The sequence below is a fragment of the Nitratiruptor sp. YY09-18 genome, assembly GCF_016593235.1.
Taxonomy (GTDB): domain Bacteria; phylum Campylobacterota; class Campylobacteria; order Campylobacterales; family Nitratiruptoraceae; genus Nitratiruptor.
This window is the reverse complement of record NZ_AP023065.1, coordinates 1,174,575-1,195,729: the sequence shown is the minus strand read 5'-3', so window position 1 is coordinate 1,195,729 and position 21,155 is coordinate 1,174,575. Positions and strand designations below refer to the sequence as shown.

General features: G+C 37.6%; 19 protein-coding genes. 14 read left to right on the top strand and 5 right to left on the bottom strand.

The window, feature by feature from the left end; all coding sequences use genetic code 11:
* Window positions 1-11: 11 nt before the first annotated feature.
* The 7 genes from JG734_RS06415 (at window position 12) to JG734_RS06385 (ending at window position 6,594) form a co-directional block, all read left to right on the top strand.
* On the top strand, window positions 12-1,895 hold the full coding sequence (locus JG734_RS06415) for a glycosyltransferase (protein ID WP_201332466.1): 1,884 nt from the start codon (window positions 12-14) through the stop codon (window positions 1,893-1,895).
* Complete coding sequence (locus tag JG734_RS06410) at window positions 1,892-3,352, top strand: glycosyltransferase family 2 protein (RefSeq protein WP_201332465.1); 1,461 nt, start codon at window positions 1,892-1,894, stop codon at window positions 3,350-3,352. The genes JG734_RS06415 and JG734_RS06410 overlap by 4 nt, the downstream gene beginning before the upstream one ends.
* Before the next feature lie 47 nt (window positions 3,353-3,399).
* Window positions 3,400-4,254 (top strand): flagellin, encoded by an 855-nt coding sequence (locus JG734_RS06405; protein WP_201332464.1) that lies wholly within the window; start codon window positions 3,400-3,402, stop codon window positions 4,252-4,254.
* Window positions 4,255-4,319: 65 nt separating this feature from the next.
* Entirely contained in the window at window positions 4,320-4,682 is a 363-nt protein-coding gene (locus tag JG734_RS06400) for a flagellar protein FlaG (protein WP_201332463.1), read from the top strand.
* A 2-nt stretch (window positions 4,683-4,684) separates the two neighbouring features.
* Window positions 4,685-5,992: a flagellar filament capping protein FliD gene (gene fliD, locus JG734_RS06395; RefSeq protein WP_201332462.1), complete on the top strand. Its 1,308-nt coding sequence runs from the start codon at window positions 4,685-4,687 to the stop codon at window positions 5,990-5,992.
* Between the two features lie 9 nt (window positions 5,993-6,001).
* A complete protein-coding gene (gene fliS / locus JG734_RS06390; protein WP_201332461.1) occupies window positions 6,002-6,367 on the top strand; it encodes a flagellar export chaperone FliS in 366 nt (121 codons plus the stop codon).
* Window positions 6,368-6,384: 17 nt separating this feature from the next.
* Window positions 6,385-6,594 carry a hypothetical protein gene (locus tag JG734_RS06385; protein ID WP_201332460.1) on the top strand — a complete coding sequence of 70 codons (210 nt, stop codon included), beginning with the start codon at window positions 6,385-6,387 and terminating at the stop codon, window positions 6,592-6,594.
* On the opposite strand, the gene flgL is transcribed toward JG734_RS06385, so the two are convergent.
* The 5 genes from flgL to JG734_RS06360 are packed head-to-tail and all read right to left on the bottom strand — an operon-like array spanning window position 6,591 to window position 13,612.
* Window positions 6,591-7,490 (bottom strand): flagellar hook-associated protein FlgL, encoded by a 900-nt coding sequence (gene flgL / locus JG734_RS06380; RefSeq protein ID WP_201332459.1) that lies wholly within the window; start codon window positions 7,488-7,490, stop codon window positions 6,591-6,593. The genes JG734_RS06385 and flgL overlap by 4 nt on opposite strands.
* A gap of 51 nt (window positions 7,491-7,541) precedes the next feature.
* Window positions 7,542-8,933, bottom strand: a complete 1,392-nt coding sequence (gene flgK, locus JG734_RS06375) for a flagellar hook-associated protein FlgK (RefSeq protein ID WP_201332458.1) — start codon at window positions 8,931-8,933, stop codon at window positions 7,542-7,544.
* Window positions 8,934-8,935: 2 nt separating this feature from the next.
* Window positions 8,936-9,292 carry a hypothetical protein gene (locus tag JG734_RS06370; protein ID WP_201332457.1) on the bottom strand — a complete coding sequence of 119 codons (357 nt, stop codon included), beginning with the start codon at window positions 9,290-9,292 and terminating at the stop codon, window positions 8,936-8,938.
* 1 nt (window position 9,293) lies between these two features.
* Entirely contained in the window at window positions 9,294-11,093 is a 1,800-nt protein-coding gene (gene glmS, locus JG734_RS06365; protein ID WP_201332456.1) for a glutamine--fructose-6-phosphate transaminase (isomerizing), read from the bottom strand.
* Entirely contained in the window at window positions 11,093-13,612 is a 2,520-nt protein-coding gene (locus JG734_RS06360; protein ID WP_201332455.1) for an HD domain-containing protein, read from the bottom strand. Before JG734_RS06360 ends, glmS begins: the two co-directional genes overlap by 1 nt.
* Window positions 13,613-13,659: 47 nt before the next feature.
* Between JG734_RS06360 and mqnE the strand changes: the two genes are divergently transcribed.
* The 7 genes from mqnE to JG734_RS06325 all read left to right on the top strand — a co-directional run bounded on the left by mqnE (window position 13,660) and on the right by JG734_RS06325 (window position 20,846).
* Window positions 13,660-14,721 (top strand): aminofutalosine synthase MqnE, encoded by a 1,062-nt coding sequence (mqnE, locus tag JG734_RS06355; protein ID WP_201332454.1) that lies wholly within the window; start codon window positions 13,660-13,662, stop codon window positions 14,719-14,721.
* On the top strand, window positions 14,721-15,170 hold the full coding sequence (locus JG734_RS06350; RefSeq protein ID WP_201332453.1) for a phosphoribosyltransferase: 450 nt from the start codon (window positions 14,721-14,723) through the stop codon (window positions 15,168-15,170). The genes mqnE and JG734_RS06350 overlap by 1 nt, the downstream gene beginning before the upstream one ends.
* The gene (locus JG734_RS06345) at window positions 15,154-15,723 is read left to right on the top strand and encodes an aminodeoxychorismate/anthranilate synthase component II (protein WP_201332452.1); all 570 of its coding nucleotides are present in this window, start codon (window positions 15,154-15,156) and stop codon (window positions 15,721-15,723) included. Before JG734_RS06350 ends, JG734_RS06345 begins: the two co-directional genes overlap by 17 nt.
* Entirely contained in the window at window positions 15,720-16,886 is a 1,167-nt protein-coding gene (locus JG734_RS06340) for a glycosyltransferase family 39 protein (protein WP_201332451.1), read from the top strand. Before JG734_RS06345 ends, JG734_RS06340 begins: the two co-directional genes overlap by 4 nt.
* A gap of 119 nt (window positions 16,887-17,005) precedes the next feature.
* Window positions 17,006-18,337, top strand: coding sequence for an ATP citrate lyase citrate-binding domain-containing protein (locus tag JG734_RS06335; RefSeq protein ID WP_201332450.1), 1,332 nt, complete (start codon window positions 17,006-17,008; stop codon window positions 18,335-18,337).
* A gap of 11 nt (window positions 18,338-18,348) precedes the next feature.
* The gene (locus JG734_RS06330; RefSeq protein WP_201332449.1) at window positions 18,349-20,193 is read left to right on the top strand and encodes a citrate/2-methylcitrate synthase; all 1,845 of its coding nucleotides are present in this window, start codon (window positions 18,349-18,351) and stop codon (window positions 20,191-20,193) included.
* Between the two features lie 44 nt (window positions 20,194-20,237).
* On the top strand, window positions 20,238-20,846 hold the full coding sequence (locus tag JG734_RS06325; RefSeq protein ID WP_201332448.1) for a prepilin-type N-terminal cleavage/methylation domain-containing protein: 609 nt from the start codon (window positions 20,238-20,240) through the stop codon (window positions 20,844-20,846).
* Window positions 20,847-21,155: the final 309 nt, after the last annotated feature.

The following is a 21,155-nucleotide window of genomic DNA, read 5'->3' as shown; positions in this document are numbered from 1 at the left end:
AAGGTTTTATTATGGAGCATCAGCTAGAGGATTTTGAACAGATCTTAGCATTTATCGATCTTCACTACCCACTCAATCGATTGGGTGGATGGGCGGCTAGTGCTGATTTTATGAAAATTGTATACCGTGAAATATTAAAAAAAATCCAAACTAATGAAGAGTTATTGATAGTCGAATGTGGTAGTGGGGTCTCTACCGTTTTGATGGCATATCTGCTGAAAAAATATTCTCCCCATTCGAAGATTATCTCACTCGATCACAGCTATGACTATTTAAAAAAAACGAAAAACGAACTCAAACTGCATAATCTTTTGGATATTGTCGTGCCTCTTTACGCTCCTTTGAAATACTATGTGATAGACGAGGATGAGTGGCTGTGGTACGATATCTCACAACTACACATTGATACTTCTATAGATATTTTACTAGTAGATGGTCCCCCAATGGATACGCAGCCCTTGGCTCGCTATCCGGCTCTTCCACTGCTGCGCAAGTTTATGGGTGATAAAACACTTATTTTACTTGATGACGCCAGTAGAGAAGAAGAGCGAAAAATCGTTCAAAAATGGTTGCGTGATGATTACAATTTACGAAGTGAGTATTACGAGACACAAAAGGGTACGGCAAAGCTCTACTTCAAAAAAAACAGTTACGAGCCATTGATTACGATAGCAATTGCGACATACAATAGAAAAAAGCTTTTGCGTGAAGCACTGCAAAGTGTGTTGGATCAAAATTATGAACAGTATGAAATTGTCGTAGTGGATGATGGATCGGAAGAAAATACCCAAGAGATAGTTGAGGAATTTCATAGTCCAAAAATCCGCTTTTTTGCTAATGAGAAAAATAGAGGAAGACCCTATACACGCAATAAATGTATAGAAGAAGCCAGAGGGGAGTATATTTTATGGCTTGATGATGATGATAGATTGATGCCAAATATATTGCAAAGATATGTCGATTTGTTGAATGATGTAGAGCCCATGCCTGATATTATTTATGGTAATCTTCAAATGTTTGGTGAAGAAAATCATTTGCTAAAGCCTCACGATTATTATCAAAATTCAGCTACGTTGCTTCAAAGATTGTTTTCGAGCCTAGGATCTGCCATCCCAAATCCAGGATCGATGGTAAAAAAAACGCTATATAAAAAATATGATGGATATGACGAGAGATTTGATCGAGCCCAGGATTTTGAGTTTTGGATACGAACAGCGAAGAGTGCTCTGTTCAAACACCTTGAAGAGATTGTAGTATGGTATAGAGTCGATGAGGCGACCAATTCCGGAGTAACAGAGATCCACAAGGCTGATAGAAGTTATGAATCTTTGGCTATGAGGATAAATTTGGATCGCTATGGGTTTGAGGAGATCTATTATCATCTTGATGATATAAAGAAGATGAAACAAAAGCTATCTTCTAGTCTTTTAATATATTTTGATGGACTCAATGCACTTTACTATGGATTTGAGCATATTCCCCAATCTGAGGATATTGCAAGAGAGAAATTTTTTCAAGCTTTGCAGTGTGACAACATAGCTATCGCCACATACGCAATGGAATATGTGAAAGAGAATGAAAAGCTAAAAAAAATGCTTAAAAGATATCAAAAAATCAAAAAACTTCTTATGCGAGAAACTATAGATGATGTATCATTGAGAGGATTTGAGAATTTTTGGCTTTTTTATTATGTGTTGGCTCTAAAGAGTGAAGATCTCCAGCAAGCAAAAAATTATGCAAGAGCTGCATATCTTTTAAATCCTTTGAAATCTGAAAGCCAAGAAATTGCCAAGAGATTTGGTATCGATACCAAGGCGATAGAGAGGAGAATACAAACCATAGCAAATAGCTATGAAGGGAATAAAAATGAATTTATACAAAAGTACTGGTCATGAAAATATCAGCCGCACTAATTATGAAAAACGAGGAGGAGAATCTTCCAAGGCTTTTAAAAAGCTTGCAAGGAAAATTTGATGAGATTATAGTTGTCGATACCGGATCAACGGATCGAAGTATAGAGATAGCCAAAGAGTATGGTTGCAAGGTGTATGAAAAGGAGTGGAACGGTTTTGCGGATGCAAGAAATTATGCGATAAGTAAATGTGAAGGCGAGTGGATATGGCACTTTGATGCGGACTTCGAGCTCGAAGACAAAGAGTTTGAGAAGTTTCAGAAATTTTTACTCCATTGGGAGAGAAGTAAGAATAAAGAAGAGATTAAAGTTGTAGGAGTTCATATTAAAAATTTTGGATTTGATGGTGTAGTGAAGGCTGTCTCTACCCAAGCTTTTATCCATCGTAATGTATCAGAGATTTTTTGGACTGGAAAAATTCATGAACAGCTTAATACAAAAATGTCGCTTTTATTACCAGTTTATGTAAATCATTTTGGATACCAAGATGAGAATGTACAAAAGCAAAAAGCATTGAGAAATTTGGAACTACTGTTACATGATATAGTAACAATAAAAGATAAAAATAAGCGATTTGATAGACTTTTTTATATTTTGCAATCCTATGCAATATTGACCCATTTTGATCCCTCTTTATCAAAAGAGGCTCAAAAATTTATTGCAAAGTTTTTGGTTATGAAAGATGAAGTTACGGAGGATTCACTTGAGTTTATGAAAATCTATGGACTCTATTATATTACGCTTATTTATATGCAAAGTGGTAAATTTCAACAAGCTTTAGAACTCCTTCAAAATTCTCAAGATTATTTTGAAAAAATACCTGATTTAATTGTTATCTATATTCAGCTGTTGTATAAAACAAAGAAAAAAGAATTGGCCAAAAAATATTTTTTAAAAGCTGCTAAAGTTCTTGGCACTTTACATATCCAGAAAAACACCGCTATAATTGATAAAATCAATGATTTTTACCAAATGTCACAAAATCGTTGTTTTGAACTTTTTACAGATGAGGATATACCTGTAATTTGGCAAAAATGGAAAAAAGAGAAGACACTCTTTTTTGGATTGCTTCTTTTGTCTCTTTATGAAAAATATAAAAATGAAAAGTATGAAAAATTTCTGGATAAGTTAATAAAGATATTTCACAATGAAATATTTTTAATAAAAAAATTACATATTTATCTAGAAAAAAAAGAGTGGGAGAAAGCTAAAAAAATGGCAATGAATTTGTTGCATAGCAATCCACATTCTTGCAAGGCAAAAGAAATATTGGGTGTAGTTGCAATACATGAGCAAAACTATTCAGAAGCTATAAGATATTTTATGGATGTTGTACAAATGTGCAAAAATAGCGCAGGATTACAAAATCTACTTGTTGCAATAGATGAAGGAGGTTATCAAAAAGAGTCAGAAAAAATCCGTCATTTACTAAAAAAATAATTTTTGCCTCCGATACTAGAAGTGTAAAAAAAATCAGGAGGCAGAAAATGGCACTCAAAATCAACTACAACTTCCAGTCTGACTTCACACATGCGAATTTGCTCAAGACTGAAGCGCAGGTTAACAAAAATCTTGAAAGACTTGCAACAGGTCATAGAATCAATCGTGCTGCTGATGATGCAGCTGGACTCTTCATTGCTGATCAGCTCAAAACTTACGCTGTATCACTTGATCAAGGTACAAGAAATGCGCAAGATGGAGTGAGTATTGCACAGATTGCACAAGGAAGCTTGACTGAGGTCTATAATATTCTCAATGATGTAAAATCAAAAACGATCCAAGCGGCAAATACGACTGACAGTGATAGTAGGGAAGCATTGCAGCAAGATATTAACAAGCTTGTAGATGCAATTGGAAAAATCTTTTCTGATACAGAGTTTAATGGTACAAATATTTTTGGTAGTTCGCCAAATACGTTTACAATTCACTATGGTGGTAGAAAAGATCAACATCTCACTATTACCTCTGCTACCGCAACAGCTAAAGCGGGTGCTGATGGATCAAGCCCTTCAACAGTGACAGTAGGAAAAACAGGATATAAAATAGATGTAACTACCACAGATAATGCAAATACATCGATAGAAACAGTTGATAATCTCATCAAAGCAATAGATAATCAAGCTGCAAATTTTGGTTCTGCACAAATTGAGCTTGAAAAGATTATCTCAAACAACGAAACTGCACGCGTTAATACTAGTGATGCAGAGGGACGCATTAGAAATGTAGACTTTGCTAAAGAGATGGCAGAGTTTACGAAAAACAACATTCTTATGCAGTCTGGTACCGCTATGCTTGCACAAGCAAATCAGCAATCTCAACTTGTCTTGCAACTTCTTCGATAAGGGATATCCCTTATCGATTTCTTAGCTAAGCTAGAGGGTTTAGCTAAGGAATCGAGGAGAGTATGATGGACGTCAAAGCTATTAGTTCTATGCAGGCTGCACTTGATATGCACACAGCCAACAGTGCACAAAAAGAGTTTACTCCACAAGAGCAAAAAACTCTTAGTGATGAAGAATTCTTTCAAAAGCTTAATCCTCAAACACAAAATGATATAATTAAAAAAACGATAGAAAAATTCAATCAAAAAATGCAGCTATTCAATTCTTCGCTCCGCGTTGAGATAGATAAAGACACAGGAATACAGGTGGTCAAGATAGTAGATAATGAATCAAAAGAAGTAATTCGTCAGCTACCACCAGAATCTGTCCTCAAAATTGCTAAGTATATCGATGAGATAACTGGGCTCTTGTTTGAGAAGAAGGCTTAGCGATGGCTGGAGAGATCTATCTTAGCAATCTAAGTGGACAGTTTGACTACCAGCAAATTCTTCAAAAATATCAACAACTTAAATTCCAGCAAGTCGATGTAATCCAGCAAAAAGAGGAAAAAGTCAAGAAGGCAGAATCTGCTTTCAAGACTTTTGCAAATATGCTCGAAGATTTCAAGAAAAAGTTTGATGCAATCAAAGATGGATCAATTGTTGATCAAAAAACAGTAAATGTGAGCAATGAAGATGTAGCAGGGGTAAGTATCACAAATGAGAGCAAAGTAAATCCTACAAAGCTCTCCTTTACTGTTTCACAACTTGCTTCAAATGATATCTGGCTATCGCAAGCTGGCAAGACCAATCGCACAGATGCAGTAGCTACGCAAGATGGTACTTTGACACTCAGCATCAATGGTCAAGACATTGCTGTTGACTATACCGCAACTGATACTCTTGATAGTATTGCAAGCAAAATCAATCAAGCTACAAACGAAGCTAATGCTTCTGTTTTTTACAATGGAAGCAGTTATAAGCTTATTATCTCTTCAACTAACACTGGAGAGAGCAATCAGATAAACTTTAGTGATACTGGTGATCTTCTCGATCAACTGCAACTTGGTAGCAGCTATAATGCTTCTCATGTACAAACCGCCCAAAATGCTGTGATCGATATTTATGGTCAGCAGGTTACATCACAAACAAATACCTTTTCTAATGTTATTGATGGGATAGATATCACTGTCAAAAAAGAGAGCAGTGATCCTGTTCAAATAGCTATAGAGCAAGATAGTGAGGCTCCAAAGCAAGCTATTGAAGATCTCTTTAGTGCATATAATTCATTGGTGGATTACATCAAAGAAAAGAGTGGAAAAGATGGGGAGTTGAGTGGTGATTATTCTTTGCATTCAATACATGCAACAATTTTTAATAAGCTCACTCCCTTTATGGAAAAAGGACTCATTGATGTAGATCATACCAATGGGCACATATCTTTGCGTAGCAATGAGTTTGCATCCCTTCTAAAAAACGATAAAGATGCATTGAAAAATACAATAGATGAAGTAAAAATAGCTCTTGAGCCATATCTTGACTTCCTCTTTGATCCTCAAGGAACAATCAAGCAAAAAGAGAAAAACTATCAAAGAAAAATACAAAAATATGAAGATAGTATCGAGCAAATCATCAAAAGAATTGATAAAGAGAGCGAAATACTAAAAAAACAGTTTATTAATCTTGATTCACTTCTTGCACAGATGAATGATGTGCGCTCAAGACTCAGTGCAATTTTGCCAAAAGATACTAAACAGTAAAGGATATAGATGAACCCTCTTGATGCATATATGAAAAACAGTGTGCAGACTGCTTCACCATTGCAACAGGTGATTTTGCTCTACGAGAAAGCAATAGTATGCTTGAAAGCAGCAAAAGAGGATATAAAAAATGGTGATATCAAATCTAAAATCGGCAACATTACAAAAGTAAGCGATATTATCAGAGCCCTTGATAGTTCGCTTGATTTTAAAAATGGTGGCGAAATTGCAACAAATTTACATGCACTGTATGATTTTATCGATAGAAGTCTCTTTGAAGTGCACACAAAGAATGATGCACAACTTATAGATGACCTCATAGAGATTTTGTCAAATCTCAAAGAAGGCTGGGAGGGGATACAATCAAAAGTATAGAGCAGATCCTCGATCTTTTGCAAATTGCTCTGCAAAATGACAATCTCGATGAAGCACAAAAACAACTCCAACAATTAAATAGTATTGACTTTACCTCTCTAGATACACAAAAACTTCCAAAGATACTACAGCAAATTGACTATATTATCGATTGTATTGAAAAAGAGAAAAAGAAAAAAGCTGAGGCTCTCCAGCAACAAGAGAGCCTCAAAAAGTATAGATTTTAAGCTGCGAAGTATTTAAGTAAAGAGAGATCTTTATTTTGTGAGAAGACTGCCATAGATGCTTCGTATGCCACTTTTGATTGTTCAAGTTTGGCAACTGCTTCAGCTACATCTGCATCTTCAAATTTTGCGATCATATCATTATACACAGTTTTATACATTTCATGTTGAAGTTTGAAGTCTTCAACATTTTTTTGTTGACTACCGATGAATGAGTGATGCTTGGATATCTCTTCCATTCCTTGATCAAACTCTTCAAGCCATGAGTCATCGATACCAGTAAGCGTACCTGCTTGAATTTTGTCATGAATACGGTCTATTATCTCCACTACTTTTATCTTGCCTGATTGTGTGTCAACACCAAGAGCCTCTTTGCCATTGAATGTGCTGTCTACTTCATACCCTTTGGACACAGGAACAGTTTGTGTCGTTTCATTACCATTATATGTTCCATCTAGATTAAAGGGCCTTATGTCACTCTTGGTACCAGAAAAGAGATAGGTATCTCCAATTTTCGTATTTGCTTGGTCAATGATATAGTTTTTGAGCCCTTGGAGATAATCATCGACAATCTCTGCATCCTCTTGATCCAGGACTCCATGATTGAGGAGACGCACTATTTCTGCTCTTGCATCCTGCGCTGCATCATAGATGTTGGTTAGAGAAGTCTGTGCTGCAATCTGATGATTTTCTACTGTAGTGATATTGCGCAAATATCCATCAATTTCGTTCGCAGTCTCTTTGACTTTGAGCGATTTTGCGACAGCTACGATATCATCAGATGGGTTGAGAATGCGCTTGCCAGATGCTATCTGATTAGTATAGCGGGCAATATTGGCTTGTCTTGTTTTATCATACTTCAAGAATGTATGATAAATCTGATTATTACTTACTCTCATAATACCCTTCTTTTAGAGTTTTTGTTATTATCGGTTAGTTTCAGATTTATTTTAGCGAATTATATTCATAACAGTTTCTAATAGCTTGTCAGTTACACTGATTACTCGTGCTGCTGCTTGGTATGATCGCTGCAACTGCGTAAGATTGACTAGCTCCTCATCAAGATTGACTCCACCAATCTCTTGTAACTTATCATCCAAGGCATTGACAAGTTGCTCAGTGTCCTGCGCAAGACCTTCATTGCGATTTTTCTCATTCGCAATATCACTCACCATCTTTATATAATAGTTATAGAATGTTTTATTGTCAAGTTCGGTTATTGGTTTGTCTTTGAGTGCATAGAGATCTTTTATATTACTATTATCATTTGGGAGGTCGCCTGCATCTTTTGCAGCTGCAATCTCTTCAGGGTTTTGGATGGCTACTATGATATTAGCAAGGTTTATCTGCTGTGTAGTATCTGAAGAAGCAAAGATATCCTTGCCTTGATTTCCAACAAGATCATATCCATTTTTATTAACGTTGTTATTTTCTGTAGCGAAAGTGTGTAAGAGCTTGTTGAGTTTGGTAATAGTATCATCAATTCTTTTTTCTACTTGCAGTTTTGCACTGAGTCTACCCTTAGCGAAATCGCCAGTCAACTCTTGTCCATTGATAGAGATTTTGGCTGAAAATGTTTTGAGATCATATCCTAGGTCTTTTGAGTTGGTAGTATCGATGCTGAGTTTATAGCTATTATCATGCAGAACGAGAGCATGCCCTTTGGCGCTGAAGATATCAGCTGTCTGATTTGGATTGTAGCGCACCTTTACATCGATATGTTTGCTGAGTTCTTTGATGAGTTTATCACGCTCATTGAGCAGTGAGTTGAGCTTTTCTTGCTCTGGGATGAGATTTTTTGGTTGACCCGCTATTTTTTTATTAATGAGTGCAAGATTTTGGGTAAGGTTGTTGATGGTATCAGCTTCACTTTGCATAGCAAGATGGAGGTTGTCTTTTTCATTTTCGAGCGATTCGTAGCTGTTTTGAAATTTTGATATCAAAACCTTTGCTCTCTCTATAAATGCATTGCGCGCAGGGATATTATCTGGTTCGTTGATAATATCATTGATTGCAAGGTAGTATTTGTTAAACTCTTCAGCAAAACCACTTCCTTGAACATCATTAAAAATCGATTCAATAGTGCCTAAAGATGAAGCAACCTCATTGTAAAAAGAATACTTTTGGTTTTCATGTATGTAGCGATCAAAGTAGCGCTGATCAAAGATACGGTACGCTTCAGCAAGTGAGACACCATAGTTTGCAAGTTCGATAAAAACAGCTCTCTCTTTGGAGTAGTCTTTGTTATTAACATTATTTATATTTTTATTGACAAGATCTATGCCTTTTTGAAAGCTGTTGAGAGACTGGCTGTTGATATTAAGTAGGTTAAAAAGAGACATGACTACACCTTCTTATTGAAAAAACCCTCTTTGGATGTAGTTATATTACCATCTTTTGTATATTTTGTGGGGGAGTTGGCTGCATAAATGGCATCAAAGATGTCATTGATAAATTCTATATTATTGACTGCGAGACTCTTATTGCGCTCTGTAAGTTCGTCAATGAGCTGTAGCTCCTCTTGGTATGGTTCTACCTCCTCTTTTTCAAGTGAGAGTATTTGGCGCAAGAGCTCTTCTTTGCGCTGGACTATTTCCATGAGTCTGCTCGAAGCATCTTTTTCCTTAACACTTTCGATGAGAAGCCTATTCTCTTTTTTCAACTCTACGATAAACTGATTCAAAAGCTCTTGCGCGTTCATATTACTCCACCGTTACTGATTTTGCCAGGTTCCTTGGCATATCTACGTCATTACCAAGCCTAATAGCTATCTCCATTGCTAGTAGCTGCAATACAACTGCCATCTCGTAATACTCAAGCATGAAGTGGTCCCACTCATGGATGCGAACAAAATCATCAGCCAGATCAAACTCCAAAGAACTAATAGCACATATTGTCGAATCTCTTGCACTGAGCTCTTCTACGTTGCTTTTGATTTTGTCGTAGAGAAGATTTTTTGGCATGAGAGCTATGGTAAAGAGCTCAGGATCGGCTAGGGCTATAGGTCCATGCTTCATCTCTCCAGCTGGATATCCTTCAGCATGGAGATAGCTGATCTCTTTGAGCTTAAGCGCACCCTCAAGGGCAAGTGGGAAGAATATGTCTCTGCCTATAAAGAAAAATCCATGTCCATGGAGATAGCGCTTTGAAAGTCTCTTGAGTCGTTCATGCATATTCTCATCTACTTTGAGTGCATGAGGAGTATGCATGATCGCTTCTAGTTCTTTTTTGTGTTGTGACTCATCGAGCGTTTTTGCACTTTGTGCTAGGTATAGAGCAAACATCCACAGCACCATCACTTGTGTCGTGAAGGCTTTAGTGCTTGCTACACCTTTTTCGATACCAGCCCGAGTTAGAATAGTGCGATCTGCTAGGCGTACGATTGAAGAGTTATCTACATTGCATATTGCCAAAGTTTTAAGCCCAGCATTCTTAGCCATCTTGAGAGCTTCAAGCGTATCAGCTGTCTCACCACTTTGGCTAATGACGATAAAGAGGGTATCTTTATGAAGTACGGGGTCTTTATAGCGAAACTCGCTTGCAATTTCACATGTGACCGGAACTCTTGCAAGTTTTTCAATCAAATAAGCCCCACTCAGTCCTGCATGGTAGCTGGTTCCACATGCGCAGATTTTTATAGAGGTGATTCCTTTGAGATACTCTTCGTCAATCTCTTCAAAATCAACACCATTTTCAGTGATGCGACCCATCATCGTCTCAGTGATCACATCACTTTGCTCATATATCTCTTTTTCCATAAAGAAGCGATAGCCACCTTTTTGTGCTAGCTCTTTATTGATTGTAAGAGGCTTAAATTCTGGTTCGATTTTTTGATCGTGCGAAAAGAGCTGCACCTCGCCTCTTTGTACTACTCCCCACTCTCCATCTTCAAGGTAGTGCACCTCTTTTGCATATCCAATGAGTGGAGCATCGCTTGAAGCAAAGTAGATCTCATCCCCATTTCTTCCTACTATAAGGGGTGAGCCCTCTTTGGCAAAAAAGATCTTGTCTGGCGCAGCTTTTGTAATGAGTAAAATTGCGTATGCACCTTTGAGGGCATCGATTGTAGCTTTAAAAGCTTTGAGAGGGTCTTTGAGCTCTTCGATGTTCTTTTCAAAAAGATGCACGATCACTTCAGTATCTGTTTGGCTTACAAACTTTGCATCGAGGCTCTCTTTGAGCTCTTTGTAGTTTTCTATAATTCCGTTATGCACTACGTAGCTAAATTCGCCAAAATGGGGGTGGGCGTTGAGTTCAGTGGGTTTACCATGAGTTGCCCATCTTGTGTGTGCTATTCCTACACCAAAACCATCTACTTTTATATCTTGGCACTTCTTCTGCAGATTTTCTAGTTTTCCTACCGCTTTGCAGATTTTGAGACTATCATCTTGCAAAATCGCCATCCCGGCACTATCGTAGCCTCTATACTCAAGCTCTTTGAGACCTTCAAGTAAAAAGTTTTTAATATCATTACTTCCTACATACCCAACAATTCCGCACACTAGTTCACTCCTACTAACTTTTCCAAAATCTCTTCTTTTTTAGAACAAAACTTTCCATTTTTCTCTATCAAAAAAAGATCTTTCGCTTTATTGCGAATGGTATTGATTTTTGCAGTAGCAATATCGATACCAAACTCATCAAAAATTTTTGAGACATATGCCAAAAGTCCCTTTTGGTTGGGGGCTTCTAGGCTCATCATGGCGTAAGTTTTAGAGTGGTTACACTCGATTTTTATGCCACTTTGGTCTATTATCGGCTTTGATAGCTTTATTTTTTTGCTCATATCAAAGGAGTTTTCAATTACTTGACGAATATAATCGATATTTTGTTCATCTGTTTCTAAAAATTCGATACGAAAATATTTGCGTTCATCAAAGAGCTTAAATACCTCCATGGATGCAACATCGAGATAGGAGAGTTTCCCAAGAAGATATCCAAGGTTTATTGGAACTTGACGAATTATCTCAATCTTGAGATACTCATCATTCCAGATATGATAGGAGTATTTTTGTGTCTCATATGCTCTTTTTGCAATGTCGATAATTTCGCTACTCGTATGGCGGATAAAAAAGAGATTTGATTCGATGGAGAGAATTTTGCGCTGCAAAAGTTTTGGAAGAGCTTGGAAATCTTTGTGTCGCTTGAGGGTATTTTCTTTGCGTAGTCTTCTGCTCACTTCATCAAGGATTTTTTCATTTGCTAAAGCCTCTAAGCTGAGATTATAGAGGTCGCGTAGGAGTTTTGCGTTGTACGAGCTATAAACATTTTTTCCTACACCGTTAACATCTGCATATGTGAGCAGATAGAGCATATCGAGGCGCTTTTTTGTTTTCAGAGGCGCTACAAAAGAGAGAACCACCTTTTCGCTATGGATATCTTTATTGTAAGCGGTCTCTGTCATATCTGTATGATGCTTGATAAGGATCGCTCCTGTTTCTATTAACTCTTGAGCAAATCCAAGTTTTTGCGCATAGGATTTGAGCAGTTTTGCTCCTACTTCGTGGTGTCTTTGTCTCCTACCCTTGCCGCTATCATGCAAGAGTGTGATGAGTTTGAGCATAGCCTTCTCATCACTGCTTAAAGTCTGGTAGAGCTCTTGCAAAAAAGGATCTTTGATATTTTCAAGCGCTTCAACACAGGCAATGGAGTGTAGATCCACAGGAAACTGATGGTAGCCATCAAATTGTGGCATATGCATGACTTTTTTCATTGGCGGCACGACGACAGGCAAGAGTTTGCTTTGGTGAAGAAGTTTGAGAGCAGGATAGAGCTTCTCTTTATAAAAGAGTTTTTTTACAAGCTTCGCATTTGATTGCGAAAGAATTTTGGAACTTTTGCTCTTTGAACTATAGTAGACAAAGCTAGGATCAGATGCATTAAATGCGTTGTTTATCACAACTTCTAGGAGCTTTTTGAGAGGGTGAGAGCGGCACTGAAATGAAGCATAGAACTTCTCATCACAAAGATACACCCCATCAGCTACTCTTCTATTTTTTAAAAGTGTAAAATTTTGAGGATTAAAGAGGAATTTTCCTACCATTTTTTTCGTAAAAATTTGAGAAAATTGGTCTATAGTATGCATCGCTTGAAATGTTTTAGTCATGAGATTTTGCTGTTTCTTTTGTGAAGTCGCACCCTTGACATCAAGTTTTTGCACAAGTTCAGGAATATACTCAAAAAGAAGCCTATCCTCTTTTTTCTTCGCTACCAAATGCAAAGCAGAGCGTAAGCGAAAGAGCCATTCCAAAGCCACTCTATACTCTTTGTACTCCTCTTCACTAAAAAGCTTTCCTTGCAAATCTTTAAGTGAGCGTACGCCATAGAGCACATTTGCTATCCAATATAAAAGATTACTATCTCTAAGACCTCCAACTCCCTCTTTGATATATGGCTGCATATTGAGTGGATATTTTTTGCGCCTATTTTCTGCCTCTTGCATCTTTTGGAAGATGAACTCCTTTTGGTTTGTGTGGCGGATCTTGCCAAGTTCACTTTCGATCTTAAACCACAAATATTTACTTCCCACTATATAGCGCGACTCTATGAGGGCAGTTTTGATCGTATTGTCGCTGTTAGCTACCTCTTGGAGTTCACCAATCTTATGGACCCTATGGCCAAGCTTAAGGCCGGTATCCCAGATAATATAGAGAACCTTTTCTATAATTTCCTTAGTATTAAATCCTTTGACATCCTCATAGACTATCATCAAGTCTATGTCTGAATAGGGTGCAAGCTGTTCACGTCCATAACTTCCAAGAGCTACCAATGTAATCGGAATAGTGTTAGAAAGTGGAGCATAGATACCAAAGAGTTTGCGAATAGCTACACGAAAAATGATCTGTATGAGACTATCAATATATTTAGTATGTTTGACCAAAAAATCTTTGCCTTGTGTTTGATCAAAGACTTCTTCGAGGTGATGAAAATAATCTTGTATAGTAGATTTGACTCTTTTTGATATTTCGTGATCGCTTGCGCCTGTATCGAGGAGTTCTTCTATTTGGAGCTTGATATCCAAGCATCTCCTTTTTTTGTATAATTATACAAAATTAAGGTGAGGGGAATATGGATCTACTTGATAAACTCGAATCTGGCAAGAGGCTTGATTTTGAAGACGGAGTGAGACTCTATGATTTAGATCTCTTTACTCTTGCAAAATATGCAGACAAAAGACGTAAAGAGCTCTATGGGAATAAGAGCTTTTTCAATATCAACCGCCACATAAATCCTACAAATATCTGCAAAGATATCTGCAAATTCTGTGCTTTTAGTGCAAATCGCAAAAATCCAAATCCTTATACAATGAGCCATGATGAGATTCTAGCAATTGTAGAAGATGCAAGCAAACGCGGTATCAAAGAGGTGCATATCGTCTCAGCTCACAATGACCAGGCAGGGATTGTGTGGTATATGGGAATATTTCGCAAAATCAAAGAGCAGTTTCCCCATATCCATATCAAAGCTCTCACAGCTGCAGAGGTGAATTTCCTAGCTAAAGAGTATGGTCTTAAATTTGAAGAGATAATCGATAAAATGATAGAAAATGGTGTGGATAGTATGCCAGGGGGTGGGGCGGAGATCTTTGATGAAGAGGTGAGAGACTATATATGCAAAGGAAAAGTCTCAAGCCAGGAGTGGCTGCGGATCCACCGACTCTGGCACGAAAGAGGGCGTAAAAGCAATGCTACAATGCTTTTTGGTCATGTAGAGAAAAGAGAGCATCGTATAGATCATATGCTTCGACTTCGTAATCTCCAAGATGAGACAGGAGGGTTTAACTGCTTCATTCCGCTCATCTATCAAAAAGAGAATAATTATCTCAATGTTCAAAACTTTGTCACAGGTCAAGAGTATCTCAAAACCATTGCAATTGCGAGAATTTTGCTTGACAACATTCCTCACATCAAGGCCTACTGGGCTACTTCTACTCTCAATCTCGCTCTCGTTGCGCAAGAGTTTGGTGCAGACGATTTAGATGGAACAATAGAGCGAGAAGCAATTCAGAGTGCTGCCGGTGCGCCAAGCCGTAATGGTGTACCGCTTGAAGAGTTTGTTGCATTCATTAAAGATAGTGGGTTTATCCCAGTAGAGCGTGATAGTCTCTATAATGAGATCAAAGTTTGGTAATGCGCTATTACAGCTATGATGAGTTTTTGCAAGATGTAAAAAGTCTTATAAAAAGAATCGATGAGGATTTTGATGCAATTGTGGCAATAAGTAGAGGTGGATTGACACTTGGACATTTTTTAGGTGAATATTTTGATATTCGCGCAGTCTATACTATCAATGCAATAGGGTATGAGGGTCAAAAGAAGCTTGCATGTGTGACTCTTGCAAACACTCCAGATCTCTCTTGTCACAAGAGGGTGTTAGTCGTTGATGAGATTGTCGATAGTGGTGATACACTGCAGCAAGTAATGGATGAACTAAAGAGCAAGTTTCCAGACATCATCTACAAAAGCGCTGCACTCTTTTATAAACCGAGTGCAAGGTATAGACCAGATTTTTTTGTACAATATGCTGATGAATGGATAGACTTTTTTTGGGCAAGGGATCTACATGATACTCATGATTGATAACTATGATAGCTTTACGTATAACATTGTGCAGTATTGCCTCGAACTTGGAGCCAATCTCAAGGTAATTCGCAATGATGAACTGAGTGTTGCTGCAATTGAAAAACTCAACCCTGAAAAGATCATCATTTCTCCAGGCCCTGCGACTCCAAATGAGGCTGGAGTGAGTCTGGATGTAGTGAGAAAATTTGCTGATAGAAAGCCAATTCTAGGCATATGTCTTGGACATCAAACAATTGCCCAGGCTTTTGGTGGAGAGATTATTCAAGCAAAAAATATGATGCATGGTAAAACTTCGCAGATAGAAGTTTTACAAGATACAAAAATATTCGATAAGCTACCTGCAGAATTTCGTGCAACTCGCTACCATTCTCTTGTGGTCAATCCGCAAAACCTCCCAGCAACAATCAAGCCGACTGCACGAAGTAAAGATGACAAAGAGATTATGGCTCTTGAAGTGGAGGGAAAGCCAATCTATGGAGTCCAGTTTCACCCTGAATCGATAATGAGCGAATACGGATATGAAATATTAGATAATTTTTTACAATTATGATCTATCTCTATCTCTTTTTCTACGCTCTTGTACTTTTTTTTAATGCTTCTCGCTTAGGAATTGGGAGCGAAGAGACAAAGATACTTTTTGAATCACACCACTGGATCCACTATATATACCGCTTTTTTTATCAGCTATTTGGAAGCAATCTCATAGCTGTCCGTTTACCATCAACTATTTTGATGCTAGCAAATATCTATCTCTTTTTTTTAATTAGCAAAAAATATCTTCAAAACGAAAAAGATGCGCTGTTTGCTACGGTTCTTTTTTCTTTGCTTCCAGCAGTACTAACTGCTGGAGTAGTCATCTCCTATGCGCCTTTTATTCTCTTTTTTATACTTATCTATTTGCTTCTTTTTTTCAAAAACGAGTTCTGGGCTCTCGGTTTTGCATTTTTTCTTCTCTTTTTGCATAAAAGTTTTTTGATTCTATTTATTGCTGTGGGGTTTTACTATTTATATAAAAAAAATAGAAACTTCTCATATGCCTATTTTGCATTTGCCACTCTTTCGTACTTGCTCTATGGATTTGATTTTAGAGGTAAACCGCAAAACTACTTTTTCGATACCTTTGCGCTCTTTAGTGCAATCTTTTCGCCACTTCTTTTTTTATATTTTTTCTATGTGATTTATCGGATATTAATCAAGGAGCAAAAAGATATCGTCTGGTTTATTAGCGGTACATCTTTTTTGATAGCACTTTTTCTCTCTTTTCGCCAAAAGGTCTCTTTGGAGGATTTTGCGCCTTATGCAGTTTTAGGCACAATTTTGATGGTAAGACTCTTTTTGCAGACACTGCGCGTGAGACTTCCAAAATATAGAAGAAATCTCCTCATAGCTATTGTTATTGTAGTTGGTGCACTTCTCATCAACGATATAGCTTTGATCTTTAATGAATATCTCTTTGCTTATTTGCCTGTCCGTAAACACTTTTTGTATGAAAATTACTTTGCCAGAGCCCTTGCAAAAAGCTTAAAAAGTGAAGGCATAAAATGCATCGATACCAAAAAAGCAAGCTTACAAAGGGAGTTACGCTTTTATGGGATTAAATACTGCAAAGAAAATCTCCTTAACAAACAAAGAGGCAATAGATTAACTATTTATTTTCATGACATAAATCTTGGAGAAGTATATGTTACTAAAAGTAATAAAAATAGTAGCTAAAATCATAAGATGTAACAAAATTAAACATTAAAAATTAAAATAGAAAAATCACCTTACCTTTCCTTATATCTTCAGCACATTCCATGATAGAATAGCACAAATTATTAGAAGGAGATTCAATGGCTCAAAGAGCGATACGTGAATATGACGGCAAAAAACTATTTGCCCAAAACTGGGATAAATACTTTGCTCCTCTCAAGTACCCTTTTGAATCTGTGTTGGTAACTAGCGGAGAAGAACTCAAGAAAAAGGCTGAGGAGCCTGGAAATGAGTGGCTCAAAGACAAACCATTGGTTGCAAAACCTGATATGCTTTTTGGTAAAAGAGGGAAGAACAACCTTGTTCTTTTTAAAGTAAACAAACCAGGCGATGTTACTTTAGAAGATGCTGCAAAATGGATCGATGAAAAGAGAAGCCAAGAGACTACACTTCTTAGCGGTCAAAAAGGTTACTTGACTCATTTTATTGTAGAGCCTTTTACGCCACATACTGAAGATGAAGAGTACTATATCGCTGCTACTACCCTTGATGAGAACTATGATGTTCTGTACATGAGTGCACATGGTGGTATGGAAGTTGAAGAGAATTGGGATAAGGTAGTTGAAGTTAAAATCCCTATCGATGCAAGTGATGAAGAGATTGAAAAGATTATTAAAGAGAATATCCCATCAGATATTCCTGAAGACAAAAAAGAGACATATGCAAATTTTGCAGTCAATTTTTATAAATTTTTTAGAGATCTCAATTTTGCTTACCTAGAAATCAACCCGGTAGTAATTGTTGGTGACAATGTATATCTCCTTGACCTTGTTGCAAGACTTGATGATACTGCAGGATTTTTGATGAGAGAAAAATGGGGAGATATTGAATTCCCTACACCTTTTGGAATGCCAGAAAAGAGTCCTGAAGAGAAAGCTATCGCTGAAGCAGATGCAAAGAGTGGTGCATCACTCAAACTTACAGTTCTCAATCCAGAAGGCCGCATCTGGACACTGGTAGCAGGTGGTGGCGCTTCAGTTGTCTATGCTGATACAATCGCTGATCTTGCGGGTGGAGTTGCAGAGTTGGCAAATTATGGTGAATATTCTGGTGGACCAACTACAGATGAGACAAGATTTTACACTGAGACAGTCCTTGATCTCATGACTCGCCAGAAAGATCCTCAAGGAAGAGATAAAATACTTATCATTGGTGGTGCAATTGCAAACTTTACTGATGTTGCAAAGACATTTACAGGTATTATCCAAGCTTTTGAAAAGTATGCAGATAAAATGAAAGATGTTGGTGTAAGAATTTATGTGAGACGTGGTGGACCAAACTACGAAAAAGGCCTCAAAGATATTAAAGAAGCGGCTGAGAGACTCGGACTTCCAATCAAAGTATTTGGACCAGAAACGCATATCACTGATATTGTTCGTATGGCACTTGAAGAAGATAAAGCAAAAGCATAAGGAGAAATTGAATGGGACTATTTACTAGAGATACACAGGCAATATTTTGGAACAACAACCGCAGTGCTATTCAAAGAATGCTTGATTATGATTATATCATCAAAAGAGAGAAGCCTTCTGTAGCAGCAATCGTTGCACCAACTAGCTCAAACAAATTTGACAAGTTCTTTTTTGGTACCGATGAAGTAATGATTCCAATCTACAGAAGCACTGAAGAGGCAGCTGTAGCACATCCAAATGCAGATGTTCTCTTGAACTTCGCATCATTTAGAACAGCTTATGATGTGACTATGGATGCTTTGCGCTTCCCACAGTTCAAAACGATTATGATAACTGCAGAGGGGATTCCTGAGCGCCTTGCACGAATTATGAATAAAACGGCTCGTGAAAAGGGCGTATTGGTTATTGGTCCAGCAACTGTTGGAGCAATCACTCCAGGAGCATTCAAAGTTGCAAATATCGGTGGAACAATTGAGAATATTGTAAAAAGTAAACTCCATAGACCAGGAAGTTGTGGCTTGGTGACAAGAAGTGGTGGACTTTTCAATGAGCTTTCGAATATCATTGCACTTAATGCTGACGGTATTGCCGATGGTGTAGCTATTGGTGGTGATAGATTTGTTGGGTCAGTATTCATCGATCACCTCCTACGCATGGAAAAAGATCCAAATGTAAAATATATGCTACTGCTTGGTGAAGTTGGTGGACGTGAAGAGTATAAAGTTATTGAAGCAGTAAAGAGTGGTCAAATTACTAAACCTGTGATTGGATGGTGTATCGGAACTATTGCGCAACACTTCAGTAGCGGCGTTCAGTTTGGTCACGCAGGTGCGAGTGCAAATGCAGATGAAGAGACAGCAGTTGCTAAAAATCAGGCAATGAGAGAAGCCGGTATCCACGTACCAGATAGCTTTAATGACCTTCCACATGTAATCAAAGGTGTATATGAAGAGCTCAAAGGAAAAGGTATTATAAAAGATATTGAAGAGCCAGAAGTTCCACCTATGCCAGAAGATTATGCTAAAGCACTTCGTGAAGGAAAGGTGAGAAGACCGAAAAACTTTGTTTGTACAATCAGTGATGATAGAGGCGAAGAGGCTACATATGCAGGATACCCAATTAGTAGTGTAGCTACACCTGATACTGGTAAAACTATCGGTGATGTTGTAAGCCTTCTCTGGTTCAAAAAGGTCTATCCACGCTGGGCGGTTGATTTTATAGAGACAGTTATCAAAACAGTGGCTGACCATGGTCCAGCGGTAAGTGGTGCACACAATGCTAAAGTAACTGCAAGAGCTGGAAAATCAGTCGTAGAGAGTCTTGTAACAGGTCTTTTGACAATTGGTCCAAGATTTGGTGGTGCTATTGATGGTGCTGCTAAATACTTCAAATATGCATACGATAATAATATGAGCCCGAGTGAATTTGTTAACTATATGAAAAAACAGGGCATTCCAATTCCAGGTATTGGTCACAGAATCAAATCTGTGCGTAATCCAGATAAGCGCGTTGAGGGACTCAAAAAATTTGCAGCAGAGCATTTCCCTAGTACGTCATTGCTCGATTATGCTCTAGAAGTTGAAAAACTAACAACGAGCAAAAAAGAGAACCTCATTCTCAATGTTGACGGAACTATCGGTATTTTGATGGTAGATATGTGGAGAGCATTGGGATACACTGAAGAAGAGATTGATGAATTTATTGAGAGTGGTACACTCAACTCATTCTTTATCCTTGGCCGAACAATTGGATTTATTGGCCATATTCTTGATGAAAAACGTCTTGGCATGCCGATGTATCGTCATCCATTTGATGATATCTTATATGACGTACAAAAAGCTGAAGAGATTAAATAATCTTATGGCTTTATCGGCTTTTGCCGAGAGCCATAGGAAATAAAATGAAAAAATCTTTTACGCTTTTAGAAGTTACCATTGTTATAGTAGTTATAGGAATCTTAGCTGCTGTTATTTTACCACGACTCCAAACAAACAAGCTCCTTACTGCTGCTAATCAAATAGTCGATCATATACGCTATACGCAACACCTTGCTATGATTGATGATAGATTTGATCCAAGAGTAAACTATTGGTATAAATCACGCTGGCTTATTCGCTTCCATAATAATAGTGCAGGGGAGTGGTGCTATCTAATAGGATCAAACAGAAATTATCAAAATAATATTGATAAATCAGAAACACCGCTCGATCCTCTTACGAAAAAACATCTTTATAGTAGATCCGATTGTTCTCAAGCAGAAGTGCCGGCACTATTGCTTACTAAGGAGTATGGGATCTATAATATTACAGCAACAGGTGATTGCTGGAGCAACAATCGCCATATCGCTTTTGATGAAATAGGTAGACCTTACAAATCTACATTTGGTTCTAATAAATATGACATTCTAAAAAGTGATTGCAATATTACATTTCAATCGAATGATGGAAACTTCACAGTAACCATTGCAAAAGAGACTGGATTTACATATATCTCCTCTTTTAACGGATGATTTTTCTACCCTTGACAACGCATCCAAACTTTGGCATAATCACGATCCTCATTTGGGAGAGAGGCTGTTTGGGCTTTGCGATCTTTTTAGGGAATGAGAGTTAAAAAGAGATCTACTAAAAGACCTCTTGACAAGTAAAGAGAAATGAGATAGAATTCTCGCCTTTAAAAAAAGAAGAGGGCAAGAGGAGCTCTTGACAAAGAGTGATGAATTTGGCATAATTTCAGTCCTCGAAAAAAGAGTTCAAATGGCTCATCTTGAGTGGAAGATGGGCGAGAGAGTTCTTTAGGGAATTTGATCTTTGACAAC